This window comes from Simplicispira sedimenti, assembly GCF_022760965.1.
GTDB lineage: Bacteria > Pseudomonadota > Gammaproteobacteria > Burkholderiales > Burkholderiaceae_C > Simplicispira > Simplicispira sedimenti.
Genome location: NZ_JAKVIJ010000003.1, coordinates 254,250 through 279,159, shown reverse-complemented (window position 1 = coordinate 279,159; position 24,910 = coordinate 254,250). Strand labels below are relative to the sequence as shown.

Here is a 24,910-nt window from a genome sequence, read left to right as displayed (position 1 = left end):
GCAGAACCATCAAAAACCATAGCTAACCGCGCTGTGGACACAAGCGCTGCGGGCGCTTTCAGATCAAAATTCACACGCCACTGCTACACTGCCCGGCCATCCTGGAGGGAGACCATGGAACACCCACCCCGCAGCAACGCATCGGCGCAGGCGGCACCCTTGGAGTCAGCAGCCATCGACGCCCACCCGCTGGAGTTTTCCGGCCGCGGTGGGGAGTATTTCCGTGTCTGGATCGTCAACATACTGCTCAGCATCGTGACGCTGGGCCTGTACACCCCCTGGGCGCGCAGGCGCACGGTGCAGTATTTCTATGGCCACACGCTGGTGGCCGACAGCCCACTGGAATTCACGGCGCCGCAGCGCAAGATGGTGACAGGTTTTGTGCTGCTGGTCCTGCTCACGCTGGCCTACAACATCGCCGTGGACACTGGGCAGGACACGGCCGTGGCCTTGCTGCTGCTGGGCGGCGCAGTGCTGGCGCCCTACCTATGGGCCAGCGCCATGCGGTTTCGGTTGGGCAACACGCGCTGGCGCGGGCTGCGCCTGCGGTTTGCGGCGAGCTGGCGCGAGGTGTACAGCGCCAGTTGGCCGGTGTTTGCCATTGCGTTGGTGTGGATTGGGGTGGTGTTCGGGCTGCGCTGGGTGGCCCCCGAGCTGGCCCAGGCCCTGGACGGCGCCACCCCGGACGGCGACGAAAAAAGCAGCGCCATGCCCGCGCTGCCACCGGCGCTGTGGGCCTTGCTGCTGCTGGGCGTGGTGCTGTCGCTGCTGTTCTTCATTCGGCTGGAATACAACTACCAGAGCCTGCTGGTGCTGCGCACCCACCTGGGCGCCGAGGCCGGACGCTGGAAGCCGGTGTACATGGATTTCGTCAAGATCTGGCTGGCCACGGTGGGGGTGTTCCTGCTGTGCGTGCTGGGCATGGTGGCTCTGGTGACGCTGGCGGCGGGGGGCTCGGTGGCGCTGCTGGCGGGCCTGGGCAAGAACGCCGGGGTGTGGGTGTTCTTCCTGTTCCTGTTCGGCTTATTTGCACTGTTCATGCTCTTGCTGCTGGCCTCGGCACCCGCACGCGCCTACCGCGAGGCGCGCATGTTCCTGCTGCAATGGAACAACATCGGCGTGAGCCAGGTGGCCCGCTTTCGCTGCACGCTGAGTGTGCGCGGGTTTGTCTGGCTGCGCGTGCGCAACCTGCTGCTCACGCTGCTGACGCTGGGTTTTTACCGGCCCTTTGCGCGGGTGAGCGAGTACGCCATGAAGCTTGAATCGGTCACGCTGCACGTCAAAGGGGGCGTGGACCAGCTGGCAGGCCAAATGCTGCGCCACCAGGAGGGCGGGCTGGGCGATGCGCTGGCCGATGCGGCGGGGCTGGACCTGATCGGGTGATGGAGAACACCCCCCTGTGGCGCCTGCGGCGCCTTCCCCCCGCTCTCGAATCGCTGCGCGAATCGGGCAGGGGGACGCTCCCAGCGCTGCGGGGCGGCCCTTGCGCGGGAGCCCTGGGATGGGGCACGCCCGCTTCCAGCGGTGAGGGTGATGCACATCGCTGAGGAGGCAAGCAAGTGAACAGCTCTCACCAATACACCAGCGCGCCTCGACACCTGCTCCCGGGGCGCTGGTTTGACGGACGCAGCAGCCAGGCGCGGCCGGTGCTGGTGGGCTTGCGGGCCACGGCCCGGGGGCCGTCGCTGCACCTGCATCCGCTGTCGGCACCGGGCGCGGCGCCGGTGGTGTTTGCCCACCAGGACGTGGGCTGGCCCGAGGCCTGGAATGCGCGCCGCCCCCAGGCACGCGTGGTGGTGGACCTGCGCGATCACGGCAGCCTGGAAATCGACGCCGTGTCTGCCTGGCACGCGGCCCTGGCCGCAGCGGGCGCGCGCCCCGGCCTGGCCCAGCGCATGCAGACGCGCTGGAGCGTGCTGCTGGCCGTGCTGCTGGCCGCTGCCATCGGCCTGACCCTGTTCTACCGCTATGGCACACCGTGGATGGCCACACAGCTCACGCGCTGGGTGCCCGTGGGCTGGGAAGCCGCGCTGGCCGACCAAGGCCTGCAGCAGATGGACGATGGCCTGCTCAAGCCGAGCAAGCTGCCTCCCGAGCGCCAGGCGCAGCTGCGTGCACGTTTTGATGCGCTGGCCGGGCAGATCCCGCCCGCGCTGCAGCGCTACCCCGGCTACGCACCGCGGCTGCAGCTGGAATTCCGCTCCGGCCTGGGCGCCAACGCCTTTGCCCTGCCCGGCGGGCAGGTGGTGATGACCGATGGCCTGGTGCAGGCGGCCGCCAAGCAGGGCCTGGACGACGACGCGCTGGTGGGCGTGCTGGCGCACGAGATCGGCCATGTGGTGCACCGCCACACCACGCGCATGGTCGTGGAGCAAGGCGTGCTGCAAATGGGCCTGGGGCTGGCACTGGGCGATGTGTCGGGCGTGCTCTCCACGGGCGGCGCGCTGCTCACCGGGCTGCACTACCGGCGCAACCACGAGCGCGAGGCCGACTGCTTTGCCATCGACCTGATGCGCCACGCCGCCCTGCCCACGGCGCCCATGGGCACGCTGCTGCTGGCCATCGCGCACGACGAGGACGACGCTGAAGGCAGCCAGAAGTCCGGCGCGAGCCAGACCGCGCCCCAAAAGCAGGGCAAGGCCGAAGCCGCGCACCCGATCTGGTCGCTGCTGAGCAGCCACCCCGACACGGTGGAGCGCGCCCACGCGCTGCAGCAGGGGCAGTCGCCCCATTGCTCAGCGCCGTGACACATCAAAAATGAGAGCTGCCAGCGCTTGCCCCATAAGCGTTGGAGCCATTTTTGGCTAAAAAAGTGTGAAGCGCGCCGATAAGCCGGATTCTGTGCACTGCGGTTGCCCGCAGCGTGACCGCCATTACTCTGGGCCGGGGGTCGCCCACCCGGCTCGATGCTACCTACCCGCCAGCTCTGCGGAACCACATCAACGCTGGCCTACTTGGTATTGCTGCGCGTAGAGATTGCCCGTTTCACCCCCAGTGGTCTGCCTTGCGGCACTCCCCCGGGACTCGTCTCTGTTGCTCTGATCCTCACCTCACGGTGGGCAGCCGTTAGCTGCTACGCTGTCCTGTGCAGTCCGGACGTTCCTCCAGTGCCTGGTTTCCCAGATTGCACCAGCGGCGGTCTGGCGCGCTTCACGGGCGTGATTATCCTTGAACGCGATGCCCACAGCAGGTTTTGCCATGTGCGTTGGGCCGAGGCAGCGGGGGCACAGGCCGTCCTCTGTGCACTCTGGCTATCGAACCTCCATGGTTACAGCACCCGAACACCTCTACCTTCACAGCAACATCCAGAAGGCAATATTGAGCAATGACATCATCTATCACAAGCTACGCCCAACTCGAAGAGTTCGGCCGCACACGCCTATCGCCCAATTTCTTCATGCGCGAATTCCTGCAGAGTGAAATCGCCACCTGGCATGGCATGCGCAACGTTCCGGAAAACCCGGAGCGCGCCGTCTGGGCCGGACAGCAGTTGTGCAACCACCTGCTGGAGCCACTGCAAGCCACGTTTGGTCGTATCCACGTGCGCTCCGGGTACCGCTCGCCCGAAGTCAATGCTTTTGGCAACCAACACAAGCTCAATTGCGCAAGCAACGAGAAAAACTACGGCAGCCACATTTGGGACTACCCCACGGTCGAGGGGCACTATGGCGCCACGGCCTGCATCGTGATGCCTTGGCTGGTGGACTATGTTGAACGTGGTGGTCACTGGACGGCAATGGCTTGGTGGATACACGATCACCTGCCCTACAGCAGCCTGTATTTTTTCCCCAGACTGGCTGCCTTCAACATCAACTGGAGCGAGGCACCCGTGCGCCGGGTGGACAGCTACGCCGCACCCAAAGGCTGCCTGATTGCACCCGGCACCCCGGGCAAACCTGGGCTGAACGCGCAGAGCTACCCAGGATTTCCCGAGTTGCTGGGCAAGGTCATGCCATTCACGCCCACAAAATCACCTGCCGCTTCGCTGTGTGCCCCGCCTGCGGCCGCGCTGGCAAGCAGCATCGACAGTACAGCCAAGCCCTTGCACGCAACGTCGGCAGCGCCTGCTGCCGACAGCACCCCAGCACGAAGCTCGGCCGCCGGCGAGAAGGTTTATTACCGTGCGGTGCATACGATAACCAAGTGGCGAAAAGCAGCCAACCACAGCACCCTCGAATCCGCCATTCGTGGCCCCAATGGCGCAGCCGCACTATTTCGCGGCAAGGTGCGTATTGACTACGCAAAGCATGGGGAGCCGCTGTTCGCACTGGTGTGGCAAGAAGGATCATCCACCGGCTCTCTCATTCGTGCAGAAGCAGGGCAACCTGATGGCATCCGTGTGGTTTCCATTCCTGTGGGAAAGCTCAAGGAATTCGATGACCTTGACGGAGTGAGCGAACGGGAGCTCGCCTCATATTTCAGCCGCACTTGAAACAGCAATCCTTCCAACAAGGTACCGTATCCAGGCGAAAGAACCAGCACGACATCATCGGGCCAACGACAAGACCCAGGACGTGACGCTGAAGAAGCTCACCCGCAACAACCCTACTATGACGGCCAAGTTCTCTGAGCTGAAATACCCAGGCGAGGCGGACGAGCAATTGACCGGCCTCTTTGCTGGGTTGATGCGGCAACCCCATTGGTCGCATCCCAGACACTTGACGAATGAACACCTCTGCCTCCACCACCACGGCCTCCCACTTCGACACCGCCGCCCGCGACTGGGACCAGCGCCCCATGTCCCAACAACTGGCCGCCGTGCCGCCGCGCCTGCTGGCACACCTGCCCCTGGCGCCCACCGACCATGTGCTGGACTTTGGCGCGGGCACCGGCCTGCTCGCCACACAGATTGCGCCGCGGGTGGCGCAGGTCACGGCGCTGGACATGTCTGGCGCCATGCTGCAGGTGCTGGCCGACAAGGGCTTTGCCAACATCACACCGCACCAGGGCGACATCTTTGCCGGCCTGCCGGGGCGCTACCACGCCATCGTCAGCTGCATGGCCCTGCACCACGTGGCCGACACCACCGCACTGATGCAGGCCTTTGCCAGCGCCCTGCACCCCGGCGGGCGCGTGGCCCTGGTCGATCTGTACCAAGAAGACGGCAGCTTTCACGGCGACAACGAAGCCAAGGGCGTGCACCACTTCGGCTTTGGCCCTCAGGCCCTGCAGGCACAAGCCGAGCACGCAGGCCTGCGGGACGTAGCGTTCACCGAAATCCTGCGCATGCAGCACCGCAATGGGCGGGAGTACCCCTTGTTCTTGATGACGGCGCGCAAGCCCTGAAGCAGCTCACGCGCCCGCCACTTGCTCCCACGTCAGCCCAAACCGCGCCAGGTACTTGCGCAGGCGGTCGGCATCATTGACCACGGAACGCTGCGTGCGCGAGGCCTGGAACAGCACCCGCCCGGCATCCGACAGGCTGCGCGCACGCCGGCACACCCCGGCCACGGCCTGCAGTTGCAGGCGGTCAAACAGGTCCATGGCATCCCACACAGCAGCGCCCACCAAGGCCGGCAGCGCCGCTTCGCCATCGGGTGCGGTGGCAGCCCCCGCGCCCTGCGGTTGCCATAGCCAGCGCAGCCGTGCCACTTCGGCCTGCACCAGCGATTCGCCAATGCGGCCCGCTTCTGCCAGCGTGGCCAGCCGGGTCACACTGGCGGCCAGGTCGCGAAAGTTACCGCTCCACAGGGCTTCGGGGCCCGTGGCAAAGCGCAGGTACGCGGCCTTGGCCTCTTTGGTGAACCGCACCGCGCCGCCCAGCTCGGCGGCCACGCGCATAAGCAGGTAGTCCACATTGGGCTCGATGTCCTCGGGCCGCTGCGCCAGGCCGGGCAGCACATAGCTCCACAGGTTGATGCGCGCAAACAGGTCTTCGCGGAAGCGCCCGGCCGCCACCTCGGTGCGCAGGTCGCGGTTAGTACCCGCCACCAGCTGAAAGTCGCTCTCCACCTCACAGTCGCTGCCCATGGGGTAGAAGCGCTTTTCTTCCACGGCCTTGAGCAGCATGGCCTGCTCGTCCAGACCCAGCTCGCCTATTTCGTCGAGGAACAGCACACCCTGGTGCGCCGCACGCAGCAGGCCGGGCCGGTCAGCCGCCGCACCCGTGAAGGCGCCCTTCTTGTGGCCAAACAGGGTGGATGCCGCTCCGTCACCGCGCAGCGTGGCACAGTTCACTTCGACGAACTCGCCTGCCACCTGGTGGCGGGCTTTCTTCAGCTCAAACATGCGCCGCGCCAGATGCGACTTTCCGGCGCCCGTGGGCCCGGTGAACAGGATGGGCGCACGCGAGCGCACGGCCACGCGCTCCACCTCGTCGATCAGTCCGTTGAAGCGCGCATTGCGCGTGGCAATGCCGCTTTTCAAGAACTGCACCGCATCGCGCTGCTCTGCGCCAAAGCGCTGGGCAATCACGTCGTAGCGCGAGAGATCCAAGTCGATCAGCGCAATGCTGCCGGGGTTGCCCGCCTGCTGGCGCTTCGGGGGCGAAGTCTGCGCCAGCACGCCCGGAATACGGCGCGACTCCACCAGCAAGAACAGGCAGATCTGCGCTACGTGCGTACCCGTGGTGATGTGCGTCCAGTACTCCTCGCGCTCGGTGTCGAAGCGGTAGGTCTGCACCCAGTCAAACAGCTGCGCATACACCTCGCCAAAGTCCCACGGGTCGGCAATGGGCATGGGCACCAGGTTCACCGTGGTCTCGGGCGAGGCAAGAGCCATGTCGGCCTGCACGAGCTGGGCCAGGTCTTGGTGCGCAAGGGTGTAGAGCAACTCCAGCCGATCAATCACCACGTCTTCGTGCTGCACCAGCGACACGGTGGGGCGCCACTTCTCCCACCGCCCCGCGCCCCGGCCGGAGTCAAGCTGCGTGCCCAGAAAGCCGATCACCACCTTGCTTTTACGCATAGATATCAATCTATTTATTTAGTTTTAATTCTAGTACTCCCACATCACATAAATCAAAAGAATCCCTTTCAGGATTTTTTATCCATTCAAATCAACAAGTTACAAACCAGCGACACCCTAGCCACCCACCTGGCACGCATCTGGCAATAGACAAGGCATCCAGCGCAAGCGGTGACCGCTCACAGGCCGGGGTTGGGACAGAAGTCCGCCCCGCCGGTGCCGGAAATCCGGGACCTTCGGGCCCTGTCGATGCCCTGCATGCCGCACACCGCAAACACTGGATGACGGCACGGCTGCAGTAGCCACTCCGAAAGGACGTGCCTGGTGCGACTCCCGGCGTGTCACCACTGGTAGCTCAGTCTGGTAGAGCCCCGCCGAAAGGCGGTTGTCGCAGGTTCGATTCCTGCCCACGGTCGCAAGACCTTGATTGGAAGTACCGGTCGAAAGACCACCCGCCGAACGCGGGGAGCGGCCCCAGGGTTGCGTTTATCTGGACGCCGCCGCAAGACCCCGCCCCGTCAGCCGGTGGCGGTTTGTGCCAGCACCCGGCACAGCCCGCGCCCGCAGCCAGCCACGCTGCCGCCCCGCCTGCGGGGCAGCAGACAAGGCGCACTGCAGGGCCCTGGCTGTGCCCCCTGGCACCCCGCCATCGCTGTAACGGCAACCCGATACGACAACAAAGAAGAGAGAGAGGAAAAGAGATGCTGAAGATGTTTCAACGAGCCGTCGTGAAGAAAACCGAACGCGCCCTGCTGCTGCGTAACGGCAGCTTTGATCGCGTGCTGCACAGCGGTACCTACTGGCTCTTTGCGGGCACCGACGAGCTGCGTGTGGAGACCTTCGCCCTCGAACAACCCGCCTTCACCCACGGCCTGGCCGAATACCTGATGGCGCAGGAGCCTGCCGTGGTGGCAGCCGAGTTTGTGCAGGTGAAACTTTCGGAAACCGAAGTGGGCCTGCGCAGTGAAAACGGCGTGCTGGTCGAGATCCTGCCCCCCGGCACCCGCCGCCTGTATTGGAAAGGCCTGGTCGATGTGAGCGTGCAGGTGGTGGACCTGCAAGCTGGCGCCGATCTGCCCGCCGCGCTGGTGGCGCGATTGACGCAAACCCAGCTGCGCCAGCGCAGTGTGACCGGATTGGCCGGCGTGCTGCAGGTGCAGGTGCCCGAAGGCCAGTGCGCGCTGCTCACGGTGGACGGCAAGGTGGAGCGCCTGCTGACCGCTGGCACCTACGCGTTCTGGAAGTACGGCCGCACCATCGCCGTGGAGCTGGTGGACCTGCGCCTGCAAGCCGTGGAGGTATCGGGCCAGGACATCATGACCCGCGACAAGGTGGGCCTGCGCCTGAACCTGTGCGCCACCTACCGCTATGCCGATGTGCTGCGCGCCTTTGCCCAGTTGCAAAAGCCTGCCGATCACCTGTACCGCGAGCTGCAGTTTGCGCTGCGCGCCGCCGTGGGCACCCGCACGCTCGACGAACTGCTGGAGAACAAGACGGTGATCGACGAGGTGGTGACCGCACACATGGGCGCCAAGCTGCAGCCCTACGGCATGCAGCTGGAAAGCGTGGGCGTGAAGGACATCGTCCTGCCCGGCGAGATGAAAACCATCCTGACCCAGGTGGTGCAAGCCCAGAAGCAGGCCGAGGCCAACGTGATCCGCCGCCGCGAGGAAACCGCCGCCACGCGCTCGCTGCTCAACACCGCCAAGGTGATGGAGGACAACCCCGTCGCCCTGCGCATGAAGGAGCTGGAGACGCTGGAGCGCGTGGCCGAGCGCATCGACAAGATCTCGGTGTTTGGTGGCCTGGACCAGGTGCTGAATGGCCTGGTGAAGATGCACTGAAGCCCATGGCACAGTGCCAGGATCATGCAGACAAGATAAGAACAAGCAAGACGAAAGAACACCATGAACAACTACGAACAGTACGAAGTCCCGAACGGCGTCCCCGTGAAGATGTGGACCAACGGCGTGCCTGTGGAGGAAGACGCCAAGAACCAGCTGCGCAACATTGCCCGCCTGCCCATCGTCTTCAAGCATGTGGCGGTGATGCCCGATGTGCACTTGGGGATTGGCGCCACCATCGGCTCGGTGGTGCCCACGCTCAAGGCCATCATCCCCGCCGCAGTGGGCGTGGACCTGGGGTGCGGAATGATGGCGTGCAAGACCACGCTCACGGCCAGCGACCTGCCTGACAACCTGTCCGGCGTGCGCGCCGCCATCGAGCGCGCCGTGCCCGTGGGAATGACCCCCAAGCGCTTCGGCCGTGACAAGGGAAGCTGGGATACGCCGCCTGCAGAAACCGACCGCGCCTGGGCCGCGCTGGTGGATGAGTTCGACGAGATTTGCGAAGCGCACCCGCGCATCAAGAACACGAACAACTACAAGCACCTGGGAACGCTGGGAACGGGGAACCACTTCATCGAGATCTGCCTGGACGAACAGCAGTCCGTGTGGGTGATGCTGCACTGCGGCTCACGCGGGGTGGGGAACGCCATCGGCACCCACTTCATCGAACTGGCCAAGAAGGACGCTGAGCTGCACCAGCGCAACCTGCCGGACAAGGACCTGGCGTACTTTGAAGAAGGCGCGCAGTACTTCGGCGACTACGTGAAGGCCGTGGGGTGGGCGCAAAAGTTCGCCGCCGCCAACCGCGAAGTGATGATGGGCCGCGTGATTGCCGCGCTGCGCCAGGTCATCACCAAGCCGTTCGAGACCCACGTGGAAGCCGTGAACTGCCACCACAACTACGTGCAGCGCGAAACGCACTTCGGGCAGGACGTGTTCGTGACCCGCAAGGGCGCGGTGAGTGCCGAGCAAGGCAAGCTGGGGATCATCCCGGGGAGCATGGGGGCCAAGAGCTTCATCGTGCGCGGAAAAGGCAACCCCGAGAGCTTCAACAGCTGCAGTCACGGCGCAGGGCGAACCATGAGCCGCACCAAGGCCAAGAAACTGTTCACCGTGGAAGACCAGATCAAGGCGACCGAAGGCGTGGAATGCCGAAAGGACGCCGACGTGATCGATGAGATCCCGATGGCGTACAAGGACATCGACGCGGTGATGGCTGCGCAGGAAGACCTGGTGGAGGTGGTGTACACGCTCAAGCAGGTGGTGTGTGTGAAGGGGTGACCAAACATGAACGTCTACAAAGAGCAGGTAGAAACGCTCCAGAACCTGATGGTTGCACGAGCAACCGGCAACGACGAAAACGACGCCGACTATGTGAGGCTACGACAGGTCGTTTTGTCGGAGAAGCGATTTGACTCCCTGGCTCCAGGCTTCGTGAGAACCTGCCGAAGCCTGCCTCAGTTTTGGCAATTTATAAAAAGCAAGTACGCCACGTATGCCGAGCGAAGAGAGTACATATGGAGTGAGTTTCGCCCCCTTTTGGACTTGATTGAATCTGACCAGAACCATCCCGCTGATTCATTGGTCTCTGGGGCCGTGAAAAAAATGAACTCGGCGTACGCCCAAGCCGTATGGTCAAAAGCCCTTGATCGGAGGGCAGCAGATCCAGAGGGTGCAATTACTGTAGCTCGGACACTTCTTGAGTCGGTGTGCAAGCAAATTCTTGATGACTGCAACGTTGCACATGACGACAACCCCGACATGAACAAGCTGTATCGACTCACAGCAGAGGAGTTGCGAATAGCTCCGTCCCAACACACCGAACAAGTTTTCAAACAAATATTGGGAGGTTGCACGGCAGTCGTTGAGGGCCTAGCAGCGCTTCGAAATCGCTTGGGCGATGCCCATGGAAAGGGGAAGGTAGGCGTTCGACCCGCTGCGAGGCATGCAGAACTGGCAGTCAATCTCTCAGGCGCGTTAGCCATCTACTTACTTGCTACGCATGAGGCTCGCAAGGATGTACCGACCTAACGTGATCGGTGTCAAACCAGCCTTGATGAGAACAAAAAATATTGAATGAAGGTGCACTCACTAAACCTCGACGGCTCCACCGGCGAAGGCGGCGGCCAGATTCTGCGCACGGGCCTCGCCCTGTCCATGGTCACCGGTCGGCCGCTGCACATCACGCGCATTCGCGCCGGGCGGCCCAAGCCGGGCCTCATGCGCCAGCACCTGGCCTGCGTGCAGGCGGCCGTGGCCGTGTGCGGTGGGCGGGCTGAGGGGGCGGAGCTGAACTCGCAAACACTGCTGTTCACGCCCGGCGAAGTTCGATCGGGCGACTACCGTTTTCAGATCGCCACCGCAGGCAGTTGCCTGCTGGTGCTGCAAACCGTGTTGCCCGCGCTGATGCTGGCCGAAGCCCCCAGCAAGGTCGAATTGATGGGCGGCACGCACAACCCGATGGCGCCGCCGTTTGATTTTCTGGAGCGCGCCTTTGCCCCGTTGGTGCGGCGGCTGGGCGTGGGGCTGGAGCTGGATCTCAAACGCCGTGGCTTCTTTCCTGCGGGCGGTGGCGAGCTGGTGGCGCACATCGCGCCCGACCCGCAGGCGCTGGCTCCGGTGGATGTGCAGGAGCGCGGACCGCTGCTCGACGCCTGGGGCGAAGCGCTGGCGCCCGGCCTGGCACGCAGTATCGCGCCGCGTGAACTGGAGACGCTGGGCCAGCGCATGGGCTGGACGTTTGAGGCAGGCCAGCTGCGCCAGCCCCCCACGCGCCAGAACGAAGGTCCAGGCAACGCGCTGCTGGCAACGCTGGAGCATGCCCATGTCACCGAAGTCTTTTGCCAGCTGGGCGAACGCAGCCTGTCGGCCGAGCAAGTGGCCAAGCGCCTGGCGAATGAAATCCGTACCTACCAACGCAGCCACGGCGCGTTGGGCCCGCACCTGGCCGACCAATGGATGCTGCCCCTTGCGCTGGCCGTGTGGCGCAGTGGCCGGGCCGCCAGCTACACCTGCACCGAGGTCACGCTGCACACAGCCACCAATGCGCAGACCATTGCACTGGGTTTGCCCCTGCAGGTGCGGATCATCCCCGTGGAACGGGCGATGCGGGTAGAGATTGCCCCAGCGTAGCCTTGCCACGCCCTGGCATCGGCCTGCACTCCTGACGCACAGGCATATCCATATCGCCATGGCGGTAGAACACCTGGTTCAAAATGCAGGCCACACCCCTTGTCGCATTTCACTGGAGACGCCATGAAAGTTGAAAACGTTCTGCAAACCATTGGCAACACGCCGCACATCCGCATCAACCGCCTGTTTGGCGCGGGGGCCAATGTGTGGGTCAAGTCCGAGCGCGGCAACCCCGGTGGCTCGATCAAGGACCGCATCGCGCTGGCCATGATTGAAGACGCCGAGAAATCGGGCGCGCTGCAGCCCGGCGGCACCATCATCGAGCCCACCAGCGGCAACACTGGCGTGGGCCTGGCCATGGTGGCGGCCGTCAAGGGCTACAAGCTCATCCTCGTGATGCCCGACAGCATGAGCATCGAGCGCCGCCGCCTGATGCTGGCCTACGGCGCCAGCTTCGACCTCACGCCGCGCGAGAAGGGCATGAAGGGCGCCATCGCCCGGGCCGAGGAACTCAAGGCCCAAACACCCGGCGCCTGGATTCCGCAGCAGTTCGAGAACCCGGCCAACATCGACGTGCACGTGCGCGCCACGGCGCAGGAGATCCTGGCCGACTTCCCCGACGGGCTGGACGCGCTCATCACCGGCGTGGGCACGGGCGGCCACCTCACGGGCACGGCGCGCGTGCTGAAGGCCCGGTTCCCGCAGCTCAAGGTGTTCGCCGTCGAGCCCACGCTCTCGCCCGTGATCTCGGGCGGCCAGCCCGCGCCCCACCCCATCCAGGGCATTGGCGCGGGCTTCATCCCCAAGAACCTGGACACCGGCCTGCTTGATGGCGTGATCCAGGTCGATGCCGAAGCGGCACGCGAATTCGCCCGCCGCAGCGCACGCGAAGAAGGCATGCTGGTGGGCATCTCCAGCGGCGCCACGCTGGCCGCCATCGCCGCCAAACTGCCCGAGCTGCCGGCAGGTGCCCGGGTGCTGGGTTTCAACTACGACACGGGTGAGCGCTACCTCTCGGTGGAAGGCTTCCTGCCGACCTGAACAGGCCCGGAGCGCGGGCGTCCGCGCTCCCAAAATTCCTCCGGTCGGTAAAATTCGCGTCTCCGCATTGCCCTTGCCCGATCACCACGGGCCCGCAAGACCATGATCCGTCTCTCTGAAATCCGGCTGCCGCTGGGCGCGCTGCCCACCGATCCCGAAACCCACCCCGAGGCTGCGCTGCGCGCCGCTGCCGCTCAGGCGCTGGGCATCGCACCCGCCGGCATCGCCCACGTCCACGTCTTCAAGCGCAGCTTCGACGCGCGCAAGGTGGATCTGCTGGCGGTCTATATCGTCGATATCACCCTCACCGAGCCTGCCCAGGAAGCTGTGCTGCTGGCCCGGCACGCAGACCACCCCCACATCCAGCCCACCCCCGACATGGCCTGGCGCCCGGTGGGCCAGGCACCGGCCGGGCTGCGCGAGCGCCCGGTGGTGGTGGGTTTCGGGCCCTGCGGCATCTTCGCGGCGCTGGTGCTGGCGCAGATGGGCCTGCGGCCCATCGTGCTGGAGCGCGGCAAGACGGTGCGCGAGCGCACCAAGGACACCTGGGGCCTGTGGCGCAAGCGCGAACTGAACCCCGAGAGCAACGTGCAGTTCGGCGAAGGCGGCGCGGGCACGTTCTCGGACGGCAAGCTCTACAGCCAGATCAAGGACCCGCGCCACCTGGGCCGCAAGGTGATGGAGGAGTTCGTGCAGGCCGGAGCACCGCCCGAGATCCTGTACGTGGCGCACCCGCACATCGGCACCTTCAAGCTCGTGAAGGTGGTCGAGACGCTGCGCGAGCAGATCATCGCGCTGGGTGGCGAGGTGCGCTTCCAGCAACGCGTGACCGATGTGCTGATCGAGCAGGACGGCACCGGCCAACGCCAGCTGCGCGGCCTGCGCGTACTCGATCTGGCCACGGGCCAGACCCACGAGCTGGAGGCGCGCCATGTGGTGATGGCGCTGGGCCACAGCGCGCGCGACACCTTTGCCATGCTGCACGAGCGCGGCGTGCACATGCAGGCCAAGCCGTTCTCGGTGGGCTTTCGCATCGAGCACCCGCAGGGCGTGATCGACCGCGCGCGCTGGGGCCGCCACGCGGGCCACCCGCTGCTGGGCGCGGCCGACTACAAGCTGGTGCACCACGCCAGCAATGGCCGCACGGCCTACAGCTTCTGCATGTGCCCCGGCGGCACCGTGGTGGCCGCCACCAGCGAACCCGGCCGCGTGGTGACCAACGGCATGAGCCAGTATTCGCGCAACGAGCGCAACGCCAACGCGGGCATGGTGGTGGGCATTGATCCGCAGGACTACCCCACCGATCCCGCGGCCTTCGAGGCCGCGCTTGGCGCCACCCATGGCGTGGAGGCACTCCAGGATGGCCAGTACCACCCGCTGGCGGGCATCGTGCTGCAGCGTCAACTGGAATCGAACGCCTACGTGCTTGGCGGCGGCTACTACAACGCGCCGGGCCAGCTCGTGGGCGACTTTATCGCGGGCCGCCCCTCCAAGGCACTGGGCAGCGTGGAGCCCTCATACAAGCCCGGCGTGACGCCCTGCGACCTGCGCGAAGCCCTGCCCGGCTACGCCACCGAGGCGCTGCGCGAGGCCCTGCCAGCCTTCGGCCGCAAGATCAAGGGCTTCGACATGCACGACGCCGTGCTCACCGGCGTGGAGACGCGCACCTCGTCACCGCTCAAGATCGGTCGGGGCGAGGACTTCCAGAGCCTCAACACCGCCGGCCTGTACCCGGCGGGTGAAGGCGCGAGCTATGCGGGGGGCATCCTCTCGGCGGGGGTGGACGGCATCAAGGTGGGTGAAGCGGTCGCGCGGAGCATTCTGACAACCCCCTGAGGCGCTGCGCACCTTCCCCCTTCTCTCGGCTATCGCCGGGAAGGGGGGCGCCACCAGCGCCTGGACTCGGAGCACTGGCGGCCCTTGCGCGGTGGCCGCTGGCCTGGGCCGCGCCAGTAGCATTCGCTGCAGGAGGTGCGAAGCGCCAAGCAAAAGCGCCAGGGGCCGAAGCCACCTGGCGCTTGTTGGGGTATCGGAGCGGCCGGGCCGCCATCAACCCTGGTTCTGCATGTTCTGCAAGGCCGCAATGCGCTCTTCGATGGGCGGGTGGGTGCTGAACAGTTTGCCAATGCCCCCGGCAATGCCCATGGCGGCCATGCTCTTGGGAAGCTCTTGCGTGTGCACGCCGCCCAGGCGGGCCAGGGCATTGATCATGGGCTGGCGGCGGCCCATGAGCTGGGCGGCACCGGCGTCGGCACGGAATTCGCGCTGGCGCGAGAACCAGGCCACGATGATGGCTGCCAGGAAACCAAGCACGATGTCCAGCACGATGGTCGTGACCATGTAGCCGATGCCGGGGCCGGAGCTGTTCTCGTCGTTCTTGCGCAGAAAGCTGTCCACGGCATAGCCAATCACGCGCGAGAGGAACACCACGAAGGTGTTCATCACACCCTGGATCAGCGTCATGGTGACCATGTCGCCGTTGGCGATGTGCGCTACCTCGTGGCCGATGACGGCCTCGACTTCCTCGTGCGTCATGTTCTGCAGCAGGCCGGTGGACACCGCCACCAGGGCCGAGTTCTTGAACGCACCGGTGGCAAAGGCGTTGGGGTCGCCCTCGAAGATGCCGACCTCGGGCATGCCGATGCCTGCCTTGTCGGCAAACTTGCGCACGGTCTCGACGATCCAGGCCTCATCGGCAGAGCGCGTGCCGTCAATGATCTGCACCCCGGCGCTCCACTTGGCCATGGGCTTGCTCATGAGCAGCGAGATGATGGCGCCGCCAAAACCCATGATGAAGGCGAAACCCAGCAGCGCGCCAAGGTTCAGCCCGTTGGCGGTGAGATAGCGGTTCACGCCGAGCAGGCTGGCCACGATGCCAAGCACGGCCACCACGGCGATGTTGGTCAGCAGGAACAGGATGATGCGTTTCATGGTGCTCCACAAAAAAGTGGTCGGTTGTCGGAACTGGATGGATCACATGGGGGTGGCCCGGCAATCCTTCAAGCCGCGCCGGACAAAGCCCGGAGCGCGGCTTACTAGAGACCCATCATAAAAGGAAAGGTTCGCCCAGGCAGGCCTGAGGATTTCAGTTTGCTATAATTTTTATAGCTACTTGCGCTTATAAATAGGGCACCGCAGCGTGATTTCGTTTAAACCTGAACACATTTCCAGGGCAGCGCCTCTCCGGCACGCAACGGCTTGAGTTCGGCCTCGCCGAAGGCGAAATGCTCGGGGGGCGTCCAGCTTTCGCGGCGCAGGGTGATGGTGCCCTGGTTGCGCGGCAGGCCGTAGAAGTCCGGGCCGTGGAAGCTGGCGAAACCTTCCAGCTTGTCGAGCGCCCCAGCGTTGTCGAAGGCCTCGGCGTACATCTCCATGGCCGCATGGGCCGTGTAGCAACCCGCGCAGCCGCTGGCGTGCTCCTTGAGGTGCGCAGGGTGCGGCGCGCTGTCGGTGCCCAGGAAGAACTTGGGGCTGCCGCTGGTAGCGGCCTGCACCAGCGCCTGGCGGTGGGTTTCGCGCTTGAGCACCGGCAGGCAGTAGTAGTGCGGACGGATGCCGCCGGTGAAGATGGCATTGCGGTTGTACAGCAGGTGGTGCGCGGTGAGCGTGGCCGCGGTGAAGCGGTCCGCCTCCTGCACGTACTGCGCGGCTTCCTTGGTGGTGATGTGCTCGAAGACGATCTTCAGCTCGGGGAAGTCGCGGCGCAGCGGGATGAGCTGCTGCTCGATGAACACGGCCTCGCGGTCGAACAGGTCGATGTCGGGGCTGGTCACTTCGCCGTGCACCAGCAACAGCAGGCCGGCCTTCTGCATGGCTTCGAGCGTCTTGTAGGTCTTGCGCAGGTCGGTCACGCCCGCATCGCTGTTGGTGGTGGCGCCTGCGGGATACAGTTTGGCAGCGACGACGCCCGCGTCCTTGGCGCGCGCAATCTCATCGGGCGGCAGGTTGTCGGTAAGGTAGAGCGTCATCAGCGGTTCGAACGCCACGCCCTGCGGCACGGCCGCCAGGATGCGCTGCTTGTACTCCAGCGCCTGCTGCGCCGTGGTCACGGGCGGGCGCAGGTTGGGCATGATGATGGCGCGGCCGAACTGAGCGGCGGTGTGCGGCACCACGGTGTGCAGCGGCGCACCGTCGCGCACATGCAGATGCCAGTCGTCGGGGCGGGTGATCGTGAGGGTGTTTGGGGCAGCGGTCATGTCTGCCATTGTCCCATCACTGCCCCCGCCACGGCATCTGGCGGGGCCGCCATGCGTCGCTCGGGTCGGGCCTATTCGGGGTCGAACCCGGCCAGATCCAGGGCTTCGCGCAGCGAATCGAGCGCGTCGCGCACGAGGAAGGTTTCCGCATCGTCGCGGGAGCATGCCCGGATGGCCTCATGGCTGATGCGCTTGACGAACTGCGCCAGCGCCTGGGCATTTTCGGGCGTGAGTTCGGCGGTGATGACCACGGGTTGCGACATATTCAAGTTCTAGTTCTGGCCCGGAGGCCTATGCCGGGAGATTCCGGCCCTGCACATCTTACTGGCCCAAAACACAGCGGCACCCGAAGGTGCCGCCGAAGCATGGTGCCAGGTGCTCAGTGCTGAAGGATCTTGTTGAGAAAATCCTTGGTGCGCGGCTGGCGCGCGTCGGGGTTGCCGAAGAACTCCTCCTTGGAGCAGTCCTCCAGAATCTTGCCGCCTACGTCCATGAAGATCACGCGGTTGCTCACGCGCTTGGCAAAGCCCATTTCGTGCGTCACGCACATCATGGTCATGCCCTCGTTGGCCAGGCCCACCATCACGTCCAGCACTTCGCCCACCATCTCGGGGTCGAGCGCGGAGGTGGGCTCGTCGAACAGCATGACGATGGGGTCCATGCTCAGTGCACGGGCAATCGCCACGCGCTGCTGCTGACCACCCGAGAGCTGACCGGGGAACTTGTCCTTGTGGGCGATCAGGCCCACGCGCTCCAGCATCTTGAGGCCGCGCTTCTTGGCGTCGTCGGCACTGCGGCCCAGCACCTTGATCTGCGCGATGGTGAGGTTGTCCGTCACCGACAGGTGGGGAAACAGCTCGAAGTGCTGGAACACCATGCCCACGCGCGAGCGCAGCTTGGGCAGGTCGGTCTTGGGGTCATGGATGGCCGTGCCGTCCACCCAGATCTCGCCCTTCTGGATGGGTTCGAGCGCGTTGATGGTCTTGATGAGCGTGGACTTGCCCGAGCCCGACGGGCCGCACACCACCACCACCTCGCCCTTGCTGATGCGGGTGGAACAGTCGTTGAGCACCTGGAAGGAGCCGTACCACTTGGAAACGTTCTTGAGTTCGATCATTGTTGAAATTCCTCACGCGGTGGCCATCAGCGAATGATGGCGATCTTTTGGTGCAGTCGCTTGACCGTCCAGGACAGGGCGTAGCAAATGATGAAGTAGAGCACCGCCGCCGCCAGATAGGCTTCGATGGGGCGCCCGAAGTTCTTGCCAGCCACCTCGAAGCCCTTGAGCATGTCGTAGGCGCCGATGGCATAGACCAGCGAGGTGTCCTGGAACAGGATGATGGTCTGCGTGAGCAGCACCGGCAGCATGTTGCGGAAAGCCTGTGGCAGGATCACGAGCTTCATGTTCTGGCCATAGGTCATGCCCAGTGCCTGGCCCGCGAACACCTGACCACGCGGGATGGACTGGATGCCCGCACGCATGATCTCGCTGAAGTAGGCCGCCTCGAAGGCAATGAAAGTCACCACGGCCGAGACCTCGGCCCCGATGGGCTTGCCGATGATGGCGGGCACGAGCAGGAAGAACCACAGGATCACCATCACCAGCGGAATGCTGCGCATGCCGTTGACGTAGATGGTGGCCGGAACGACCAGCCATTTCTTGCCGGACAGACGCATGAGTGCCAGCACCGTACCGAACAGAATGCCGCCGATGGTCGCCACCACGGTGAGCATCACGCTGAAGTACAGGCCCTTGAGCACGAAGTTGCTGATCAGGTCCCAGTTGTAGAAGGAAAAGTCCAGAGCGAGGTTCATGTCAGTGGCCTCCCGATCCGCCAGCCACGATCAGGCCGGGCACGCGCGAGCGCTTCTCGACAAAGGCCATGACGCGGTTGATGGCAAAGGCCGAAACGATGTACAGACCCGTGACGGCCAGGTACACCTCGATGCCGCGCGAGGTCTCTTCCTGCGCCTGCATGGCGAACATGGTGAGTTCCGCCACCGACACGGCGAAGGCCACCGAAGAGTTCTTGAAGATGTTCATCGTCTCGCTGGTCAGCGGCGGAATGATGATGCGAAACGCCATGGGCAAGAGCACATAGCGGTAGGTCTGAAAGGTGGTGAAACCCATGGCCATGCCCGCATAGCGCTGGCCACGCGGCAATGCCTGAATGCCCGAACGCACCTGCTCGGCGATACGCGCCGAGGTGAAGAAACCCAGCGCCAGCACCACAAGAACAAAACCGGACACACCCCGCATCACCGGGAACAGCGTGGGTACCACGTGGTACCACAAGAAAATCTGCACCAGCAGCGGGATGTTGCGAAACAGCTCCACCCACGCGTTCCCCAGGCGAACGACCATGGGTCTGTCCTGCAGGGTACGCAAAGTGCCCACCAGCGAACCCACCACCAAGGCCAAAGCCAAGGCCAGCACCGATACCGACACCGTCCAACCCCATGCTGACAGCATCCAGTCCAGGTAGGTGATGTCGCCGCCCTTGCCAAAGCAGCCTTGAATCGCCTCCCTTGTCAGCGTGTCCTCGCAGAACACCTGCCAATCCCAGCTCATAGGATGATTCCTTATTCAATATGACGCTGCAGGCATCTCGGCCCGCATGCGCCCAACAAAAAAGCCCCTTCAAACCGGTGGTCCGAAGGGGCGGCTCCTACCCAGGATTACTTCTTGGCGTAGTCTTCCATGGGCTTGTCGTTGGGGTTGGCCCAAGCGTCCTTGGTGGCTGCGGACAGGGGCAGGCCAATGGCCAGGTTGGTGGGAGGCACGGGCTGCATGAACCACTTGTCATACAGCTTGGCGAGCGAACCGTCCTTGATCTGGCGCTTGATGGAGTCGTCCACAGCCTTCTTGAAGGCGGGGTCGTCCTTGCGCAGCATGCAGGCGATGGGCTCGACGTTCAGCACTTCACCCACAATCTTGAAGTCGGCGGGGGTCTTGGCCTTGGAGATGTTGGCGGCCAGGATGGAACCGTCCATCACGAAGGCGTCGGCACGACCGGTTTCCAGCATCAGGAAGCTGTCTGCATGGTCCTTGCCATAGACTTCCTTGAAGTCCACGCCACCGGCACGCTCGTGCTTGCGCAGGGTCTGCACCGAGGTGGTGCCCGTGGTGGTGGCCACGGTCTTGCCGTTCAGGTCCTTGACCGAAGTGATGCCCGAATTGGCCTTGACGGCCATGCGCACTTCTTCCACGTAGGTGGTGACGGCAAAGGCCACGTCCTTCTGGCGCGCCGCGTTGTTGGTGGTGGAGCCACACTCCAGATCCACCGTACCGTTGGTCACCAGCGGAATACGGTTCTGCGAGGTCACGGGCTGGTACTTGATCTCCAGCTTGGCCAGGCCGAGCTGCTTTTGCAGGTCGGCAATGATGACTTCGGCCATTTCGGTGTGGAAGCCGACGTACTTGCCACCACCCAGGGTGTAGGACAGGCCCGAGGACTCGCGCACGCCCAGGGTGATGCTGCCAGCGCCTTTGATCTTGGCCAGTGTGTCGTTGGCTTGCGCCATGGCAGTGCCAGCGGCCAGCAGGGTGATGGCAGCAGCAAGCAGGGGTTTCTTCATGATTGTCTCCTTGTGGGTCAACGAAAAAAACGGATGGGTCGGTGCGATTATCTGCCCAGGCCCGCCAAGCCTGCGCAAACGCCACACCATCGTAACCGGCAACGCGCTAAGCGCGGCGCCCGGATTCAGAAAGGAACATGGTCGGTCGGGTACTTCCAGAAGTCGCGCAGCAGGTAGCTGACGGGCATGTTCAGAGCCGTGCCCTTGGGCGGGATGGGGCGCAGAAACCACTTGTCGTAGATGTCATAGATGTCACGGCTGGTGATCAGGCGACGCATCTCCTCGTCCACCACCTTCTTGAACGCGACATCGTTCTTGGGCAGCATGATGGCCAGGGGCTCGGTGGTCAGGAAGCGCCCCACCACCTTCAGCGCCTTGGGATCAGGCCGGTTGGCGGCCAAACCGAACAGCAGCACATCGTCCATCAGAAACGCATCGGCCTCGCCTTTTTCTACCATTTCAAGCGCTCTGGCGTGGTCCGGCGCCTCCACGATGGTCAGGCCCATCAGGCGCTCGCGGTTGGCCTGCTCTACCGCCTTGAGCGGCGTGGTGCCCTTGGTGGACACCAGTTTTCTACCCGTCAGGTCTTCAATGCGGTCCACCGGGCTGGACGCCTTCACCAGGAGGCGCGCCCCGGTGATGAAGTGGGGAATGGTGAAACCGACCTTCTGGCGCCGCTCGGCATTGTTGGTGGTGGAGCCGCATTCCAGGTCGGCCTTGCCCTCTTCCACCATGGTGATGCGGTTGGCCGGCGTGACCATGAGGAACTCCACCGGCATGTCCTTCATGCCTGTTTTCTTGCGCACCGCGTCGGCAATGCGCAGGCACAGGTCCACGGCGTAACCGACCGGTTTGCCATCCACCATGTAAGAAAACGGCACCGAGGATTCACGGTGCGCCACCACCAGCTTGCCGCCTCCAGCGACACGCTCCAGCACCGTTTGCGCAGGCACCGCAGCGGCGCTGCACAGCAGCGCAAGACAAGCGGCAAAGGTCCTGATGGTGGTCATGCTGACTCCCCGTCGGATGGTGAATGGTGCAGCGCCAAGGCACTGCGGATGCGCTCAGACACAGAGCAGCACAGCCTGCTCCGGTCCCCGAAAAAAACCCAAGGCGCGGATGGTAAGTCCCGCATTCACGCATTGCCAATGCTGAATCCGCGCACAACTATGAAAAATATTTATACAAGCCCCGCACCCGCCTGCACCTGCAAATACTCCCACAGAGCCTGGGCAGTGCCCTTGGCGGTTTCCTTGCCCGAGGGTTTCTCTCGGTAGGCGCGTACATCCATCACCATCTGCAGTTCTGTCGCACCCGGCGGTACAGCGCTGACCAGACGGCGCGCCTTCAATTCCTTTTTGACCGCGCTGTAGGGCAAGAAGGCCACGCCCTGCCCCTCCAGCGCCATGGCCTTGAGGCCTTCGGCCATGTCGGTCTCGTACACCCGGTCCAGATGGATGGGCGTGCCCGACTGCTTGAGGATCAACTCCGTCACACGCCCCAGGTACGCCCCTGGCGCATAGCCCAGGTAGGGCAAGGGCTGGCCCGGCTTTCCGGGCAAGCAATGCAAGGGCTTGCCGTCCGCATCGGGACGACTGTAAGGCGCCAGCACCTCCTGCCCCAAGCTGACCATCTCGTAGCGATCGGCGTCCAGTTGGAAGGGCTGAGAATCATGGTGGTAGGTGATGAGCAGATCGCAACTGCCTTCGACCAGGCGCATCAGCGCATCGTGCACGTTCAGGGCAATGAGCCGGCTCTTGAACGGCCCGAACTTCGTGCGCAGGCTCGACACCCAGGCCGGGAAGAAGGTGAACGCCAACGTGTGCGGCACGGCGAACTCGATCATGTCCTGGCTTGACGTGCTGTGTGCGCGCAGCATGGCGCGGGTGTTCTGCAGCGCCTGCAGGATTTCCAGCGACTGGTCGTACAGCGTCTTGCCGGCCCCCGTCAGCCGGGTGGGGTAGGAGCTGCGGTCCACCAGATCGGTCCCCGCCCAGGCCTCCAGCGCCTGGATGCGGCGCGAGAAAGCCGGTTGCGTGACATGCCGCAGTTGCGCCGATCGGCTGAAACTGCGCGTCTCGGCCAAGCTCACAAAATCCTCAAGCCATTTGGTTTCCATGGGTGGATTATCTGCCTGCGCTATGCCACAGCCATAGGTGCAAGCGCGCATGCTCCGGGATGCGGAGCATCGCGCTGCAAGTCGCCGCATAATGGCCACGCAGCATCTGCAGCGCTCACCACGCGCACCCAGCGCTTCCTGCACCACCGAAACATGGTCGGTCACGGCAGCGCCGCTTTTCCGCGCTCTCCCTGACTTTCCGACACCATGTCCACCACACCCTCCCCCGGGCCCGATCCCGCTGCGCCGGCAGCGGACACCCCCTCCCCCGACGAGCCCCGCTCGCTGCGCATCGAAGACTGGCTCACCGTGATCGTGATGGCGCTGCTGGCCCTGATCACCTTCGCCAACGTGCTGGTACGCTACTTCACCAGTTCCTCGTTCGCCTGGACGGAAGAAATCTCTGTGTTCCTGATGATCGTGCTGGCCCTGGTGGCCGGTTCGGCCGCCGTGGCGCGCGACATGCACATCCGCATCGAATGGTTCGCCGAGGGCGGCTCGTTCGCGCGCCGCCGTGCCCTGGCGCGCTTTGGCGCGCTGATGGTGGCGCTGCTGTTCGGCACCATCGCCGTGCTGAGCGTGCGCGTGGTCTGGGACGACTACCGCTTCGAGGAAACCTCTCCCGGCATCGGCGTGCCCCAGTGGTGGTACTCGGCGTGGCTTCCGGTGTTCTCGGCATTGATCACCTGGCGCGCCCTCGGCCTGTTCTGGCGGCGCGGCAAGAAGCCTCCCGTGGAGTTTCTGGACACCGCAGGCTCTGCCGGGCCAGAGGAGCGCCAGCCATGATCGCCACCCTGCTGTTCGTGGCCTTCCTGGCCATGATGTTCGTGGGCGTGCCCATCGGTGCCGCCCTGGGCCTGGCGGGCGCGGCCGCCATCGCGCTGGCCAATGCCGAGACGCAGTGGTTCGGCCTGCTGGCCGTGCCGCAGAACTTCTACGCCGGCCTGGGCAAGTACCCGTTGCTGGCCATTCCCATGTTCGTGCTCGTGGGCTCGATCTTCGACCGCTCGGGCGTGGCGCTGCGCCTGGTGAACTTTGCCGTCTCCATGGTCGGTCGCGGCCCCGGCATGCTGCCGCTGGTGGCCATCGCCGTGGCCATGTTCCTCGGCGGCATCTCCGGTTCGGGCCCGGCCAACGCAGCCGCCGTGGGCGGCGTGATGATCGCCGCCATGTCGCGCGCGGGTTACCCCGGCAGCTTCTCGGCCAGCGTGGTGGGCGCGGCGGCAGCCACCGACATCCTGATCCCGCCCTCAGTCGCCTTCATCATCTACTCGGTGCTGGTGCCCGGCGCCTCGGTGCCCGCGCTGTTCGCCGCCGGCATGGTGCCCGGCGTGCTGGCGGGCGTGGCATTGATCGTGCCGGCCGTCTGGATGGCGCGCAGGCACCGCATGGGCGCCCTGGAGGCCGATATGCCACGCCCACCGTTCTGGAAGAGCCTGCGCGAAGCCTCCTGGGGCCTGGCCGCGCCGGTACTGATCCTCGGGGGCATGCGCGCGGGCTGGTTCACGCCCACCGAAGCGGCCGTGGTGGCCGTGTTCTACGGCCTGTTCGTGGGCATGGTGATCCACCGCACGATCTCGGTGCGCGACCTGTTCCCCATCCTGCGCGAAGCGGGCGAACTCTCGGCGGTGATCCTGATCGTGGTCTCGCTCGCGGGCATCTTCGCGTATTCGCTCTCCACGCTGGGCGTGATTGACCCGGTGGCCACGGCCATCGTGAACTCGGGCCTGGGTGAGTACGGCGTGCTGGCGCTGCTGATCCTGCTGCTCATCACCGTGGGTATGTTCCTTGATGGCATCTCCATCTTCCTGATCTTCGTGCCGCTCTTGCTGCCCATCATGCAGCACTACCAGTGGGACCCGGTGTGGTTCGGCGTCATCCTCACGCTCAAGGTGGCGCTGGGCCAGTTCACGCCGCCGCTGGCCGTGAACCTCATGGTCTCGTGCCGCATCGCTGGCGTGCGCATGGAGTCCACCGTGCGCTGGGTCGGCCCCATGCTGCTGGCCATGTTCCTCGTGATGGTGGCCGTGATCGCCTTCCCGCAGCTCGCGCTGTGGCTGCCCGCCCAACTGGGCTATTGAATTTTTCCC

22 protein-coding genes, 1 tRNA gene and 1 other RNA gene are annotated in these 24,910 nt (G+C 64.6%); 13 read left to right on the top strand and 11 right to left on the bottom strand.

The window, feature by feature from the left end; genetic code table 11:
• The first annotated feature begins 114 nt into the window (after positions 1–114).
• Together MJ602_RS05550 and MJ602_RS05545 are read left to right on the top strand one after the other, a co-directional pair.
• The gene (locus tag MJ602_RS05550) at positions 115–1,383 is read left to right on the top strand and encodes a YjgN family protein (protein ID WP_243019880.1); all 1,269 of its coding nucleotides are present in this window, start codon (positions 115–117) and stop codon (positions 1,381–1,383) included.
• 176 nt (positions 1,384–1,559) lie between these two features.
• Complete coding sequence (locus tag MJ602_RS05545; RefSeq protein WP_243019879.1) at positions 1,560–2,747, top strand: M48 family metallopeptidase; 1,188 nt, start codon at positions 1,560–1,562, stop codon at positions 2,745–2,747.
• A gap of 65 nt (positions 2,748–2,812) precedes the next feature.
• Here the strand turns inward: MJ602_RS05545 and rnpB are convergent.
• Positions 2,813–3,152, bottom strand: an RNA gene (rnpB, locus tag MJ602_RS05540) — RNase P RNA component class A.
• 173 nt (positions 3,153–3,325) lie between these two features.
• On the opposite strand from rnpB, the gene MJ602_RS05535 reads away from it, so the two are divergent.
• Together MJ602_RS05535 and MJ602_RS05530 are read left to right on the top strand one after the other, a co-directional pair.
• Positions 3,326–4,432 carry a hypothetical protein gene (locus MJ602_RS05535; protein ID WP_243019877.1) on the top strand — a complete coding sequence of 369 codons (1,107 nt, stop codon included), beginning with the start codon at positions 3,326–3,328 and terminating at the stop codon, positions 4,430–4,432.
• A gap of 233 nt (positions 4,433–4,665) precedes the next feature.
• Positions 4,666–5,286, top strand: a complete 621-nt coding sequence (locus MJ602_RS05530; protein WP_243019875.1) for a class I SAM-dependent methyltransferase — start codon at positions 4,666–4,668, stop codon at positions 5,284–5,286.
• Between the two features lie 6 nt (positions 5,287–5,292).
• Here the strand turns inward: MJ602_RS05530 and rtcR are convergent, their stop codons facing one another.
• Positions 5,293–6,906, bottom strand: coding sequence for an RNA repair transcriptional activator RtcR (gene rtcR, locus MJ602_RS05525; protein WP_243019873.1), 1,614 nt, complete (start codon positions 6,904–6,906; stop codon positions 5,293–5,295).
• 343 nt (positions 6,907–7,249) lie between these two features.
• Between rtcR and MJ602_RS05520 the strand changes: the two genes are divergently transcribed.
• From MJ602_RS05520 to MJ602_RS05490, 7 genes are all read left to right on the top strand, one after another.
• Positions 7,250–7,322, top strand: a tRNA-OTHER gene (locus MJ602_RS05520).
• 285 nt (positions 7,323–7,607) lie between these two features.
• The gene (locus MJ602_RS05515; protein ID WP_243019871.1) at positions 7,608–8,750 is read left to right on the top strand and encodes a slipin family protein; all 1,143 of its coding nucleotides are present in this window, start codon (positions 7,608–7,610) and stop codon (positions 8,748–8,750) included.
• Positions 8,751–8,813: 63 nt separating this feature from the next.
• Positions 8,814–10,034, top strand: coding sequence for an RtcB family protein (locus MJ602_RS05510; RefSeq protein ID WP_243019869.1), 1,221 nt, complete (start codon positions 8,814–8,816; stop codon positions 10,032–10,034).
• Positions 10,035–10,040: 6 nt separating this feature from the next.
• Positions 10,041–10,784 (top strand): abortive infection family protein, encoded by a 744-nt coding sequence (locus tag MJ602_RS05505; protein WP_243019867.1) that lies wholly within the window; start codon positions 10,041–10,043, stop codon positions 10,782–10,784.
• A gap of 45 nt (positions 10,785–10,829) precedes the next feature.
• Complete coding sequence (gene rtcA / locus MJ602_RS05500; protein ID WP_243019865.1) at positions 10,830–11,885, top strand: RNA 3'-terminal phosphate cyclase; 1,056 nt, start codon at positions 10,830–10,832, stop codon at positions 11,883–11,885.
• Positions 11,886–12,008: 123 nt separating this feature from the next.
• Positions 12,009–12,926 carry a cysteine synthase A gene (gene cysK / locus MJ602_RS05495; protein ID WP_243019863.1) on the top strand — a complete coding sequence of 306 codons (918 nt, stop codon included), beginning with the start codon at positions 12,009–12,011 and terminating at the stop codon, positions 12,924–12,926.
• Positions 12,927–13,028: 102 nt separating this feature from the next.
• On the top strand, positions 13,029–14,762 hold the full coding sequence (locus MJ602_RS05490; protein ID WP_243019861.1) for an NAD(P)/FAD-dependent oxidoreductase: 1,734 nt from the start codon (positions 13,029–13,031) through the stop codon (positions 14,760–14,762).
• Between the two features lie 213 nt (positions 14,763–14,975).
• On the opposite strand, the gene htpX is transcribed toward MJ602_RS05490, so the two are convergent.
• The 9 genes from htpX to MJ602_RS05445 form a co-directional block, all read right to left on the bottom strand.
• On the bottom strand, positions 14,976–15,857 hold the full coding sequence (gene htpX / locus MJ602_RS05485; RefSeq protein ID WP_162017408.1) for a protease HtpX: 882 nt from the start codon (positions 15,855–15,857) through the stop codon (positions 14,976–14,978).
• A gap of 218 nt (positions 15,858–16,075) precedes the next feature.
• On the bottom strand, positions 16,076–17,122 hold the full coding sequence (pyrC, locus tag MJ602_RS05480; RefSeq protein ID WP_243019859.1) for a dihydroorotase: 1,047 nt from the start codon (positions 17,120–17,122) through the stop codon (positions 16,076–16,078).
• A 71-nt stretch (positions 17,123–17,193) separates the two neighbouring features.
• The gene (locus MJ602_RS05475; RefSeq protein ID WP_243019857.1) at positions 17,194–17,385 is read right to left on the bottom strand and encodes a DUF7706 family protein; all 192 of its coding nucleotides are present in this window, start codon (positions 17,383–17,385) and stop codon (positions 17,194–17,196) included.
• Positions 17,386–17,501: 116 nt separating this feature from the next.
• On the bottom strand, positions 17,502–18,239 hold the full coding sequence (locus MJ602_RS05470) for an amino acid ABC transporter ATP-binding protein (RefSeq protein ID WP_162017411.1): 738 nt from the start codon (positions 18,237–18,239) through the stop codon (positions 17,502–17,504).
• Positions 18,240–18,265: 26 nt separating this feature from the next.
• Positions 18,266–18,937, bottom strand: a complete 672-nt coding sequence (locus MJ602_RS05465) for an amino acid ABC transporter permease (protein WP_243019856.1) — start codon at positions 18,935–18,937, stop codon at positions 18,266–18,268.
• A 1-nt stretch (position 18,938) separates the two neighbouring features.
• Positions 18,939–19,694 carry an amino acid ABC transporter permease gene (locus MJ602_RS05460; RefSeq protein WP_162017413.1) on the bottom strand — a complete coding sequence of 252 codons (756 nt, stop codon included), beginning with the start codon at positions 19,692–19,694 and terminating at the stop codon, positions 18,939–18,941.
• A 107-nt stretch (positions 19,695–19,801) separates the two neighbouring features.
• Positions 19,802–20,701 carry an amino acid ABC transporter substrate-binding protein gene (locus MJ602_RS05455; RefSeq protein ID WP_162017414.1) on the bottom strand — a complete coding sequence of 300 codons (900 nt, stop codon included), beginning with the start codon at positions 20,699–20,701 and terminating at the stop codon, positions 19,802–19,804.
• Between the two features lie 125 nt (positions 20,702–20,826).
• On the bottom strand, positions 20,827–21,711 hold the full coding sequence (locus MJ602_RS05450) for an amino acid ABC transporter substrate-binding protein (protein WP_162017415.1): 885 nt from the start codon (positions 21,709–21,711) through the stop codon (positions 20,827–20,829).
• 170 nt (positions 21,712–21,881) lie between these two features.
• Positions 21,882–22,820 (bottom strand): LysR substrate-binding domain-containing protein, encoded by a 939-nt coding sequence (locus MJ602_RS05445; RefSeq protein ID WP_243019854.1) that lies wholly within the window; start codon positions 22,818–22,820, stop codon positions 21,882–21,884.
• A 207-nt stretch (positions 22,821–23,027) separates the two neighbouring features.
• Here MJ602_RS05445 and MJ602_RS05440 point away from each other — a divergent pair, with 207 nt between their 5' ends.
• Positions 23,028–23,606 carry a TRAP transporter small permease gene (locus MJ602_RS05440; RefSeq protein WP_243019852.1) on the top strand — a complete coding sequence of 193 codons (579 nt, stop codon included), beginning with the start codon at positions 23,028–23,030 and terminating at the stop codon, positions 23,604–23,606.
• On the top strand, positions 23,603–24,901 hold the full coding sequence (locus MJ602_RS05435) for a TRAP transporter large permease (RefSeq protein WP_243019850.1): 1,299 nt from the start codon (positions 23,603–23,605) through the stop codon (positions 24,899–24,901). The genes MJ602_RS05440 and MJ602_RS05435 overlap by 4 nt, the downstream gene beginning before the upstream one ends.
• Positions 24,902–24,910: the final 9 nt, after the last annotated feature.

What these genes read in the sequence shown, in the direction of transcription:
- MJ602_RS05550 (WP_243019880.1), top strand. Translation starts at nt 115, where the DNA reads ATGGAACACCCACCCCGCAGCAACGCATCGGCGCAGGCGGCACCCTTG.
- MJ602_RS05535 (WP_243019877.1), top strand. Translation starts at nt 3,326, where the DNA reads ATGACATCATCTATCACAAGCTACGCCCAACTCGAAGAGTTCGGCCGC.
- MJ602_RS05530 (WP_243019875.1), top strand. Translation starts at nt 4,666, where the DNA reads ATGAACACCTCTGCCTCCACCACCACGGCCTCCCACTTCGACACCGCC.
- rtcR (WP_243019873.1), bottom strand. Translation starts at nt 6,906, where the DNA reads ATGCGTAAAAGCAAGGTGGTGATCGGCTTTCTGGGCACGCAGCTTGAC.
- MJ602_RS05515 (WP_243019871.1), top strand. Translation starts at nt 7,608, where the DNA reads ATGCTGAAGATGTTTCAACGAGCCGTCGTGAAGAAAACCGAACGCGCC.
- MJ602_RS05510 (WP_243019869.1), top strand. Translation starts at nt 8,814, where the DNA reads ATGAACAACTACGAACAGTACGAAGTCCCGAACGGCGTCCCCGTGAAG.
- MJ602_RS05505 (WP_243019867.1), top strand. Translation starts at nt 10,041, where the DNA reads ATGAACGTCTACAAAGAGCAGGTAGAAACGCTCCAGAACCTGATGGTT.
- rtcA (WP_243019865.1), top strand. Translation starts at nt 10,830, where the DNA reads ATGAAGGTGCACTCACTAAACCTCGACGGCTCCACCGGCGAAGGCGGC.
- cysK (WP_243019863.1), top strand. Translation starts at nt 12,009, where the DNA reads ATGAAAGTTGAAAACGTTCTGCAAACCATTGGCAACACGCCGCACATC.
- MJ602_RS05490 (WP_243019861.1), top strand. Translation starts at nt 13,029, where the DNA reads ATGATCCGTCTCTCTGAAATCCGGCTGCCGCTGGGCGCGCTGCCCACC.
- htpX (WP_162017408.1), bottom strand. Translation starts at nt 15,857, where the DNA reads ATGAAACGCATCATCCTGTTCCTGCTGACCAACATCGCCGTGGTGGCC.
- pyrC (WP_243019859.1), bottom strand. Translation starts at nt 17,122, where the DNA reads ATGACCGCTGCCCCAAACACCCTCACGATCACCCGCCCCGACGACTGG.
- MJ602_RS05475 (WP_243019857.1), bottom strand. Translation starts at nt 17,385, where the DNA reads ATGTCGCAACCCGTGGTCATCACCGCCGAACTCACGCCCGAAAATGCC.
- MJ602_RS05470 (WP_162017411.1), bottom strand. Translation starts at nt 18,239, where the DNA reads ATGATCGAACTCAAGAACGTTTCCAAGTGGTACGGCTCCTTCCAGGTG.
- MJ602_RS05465 (WP_243019856.1), bottom strand. Translation starts at nt 18,937, where the DNA reads ATGAACCTCGCTCTGGACTTTTCCTTCTACAACTGGGACCTGATCAGC.
- MJ602_RS05460 (WP_162017413.1), bottom strand. Translation starts at nt 19,694, where the DNA reads ATGAGCTGGGATTGGCAGGTGTTCTGCGAGGACACGCTGACAAGGGAG.
- MJ602_RS05455 (WP_162017414.1), bottom strand. Translation starts at nt 20,701, where the DNA reads ATGAAGAAACCCCTGCTTGCTGCTGCCATCACCCTGCTGGCCGCTGGC.
- MJ602_RS05450 (WP_162017415.1), bottom strand. Translation starts at nt 21,711, where the DNA reads ATGACCACCATCAGGACCTTTGCCGCTTGTCTTGCGCTGCTGTGCAGC.
- MJ602_RS05445 (WP_243019854.1), bottom strand. Translation starts at nt 22,820, where the DNA reads ATGGAAACCAAATGGCTTGAGGATTTTGTGAGCTTGGCCGAGACGCGC.
- MJ602_RS05440 (WP_243019852.1), top strand. Translation starts at nt 23,028, where the DNA reads ATGTCCACCACACCCTCCCCCGGGCCCGATCCCGCTGCGCCGGCAGCG.
- MJ602_RS05435 (WP_243019850.1), top strand. Translation starts at nt 23,603, where the DNA reads ATGATCGCCACCCTGCTGTTCGTGGCCTTCCTGGCCATGATGTTCGTG.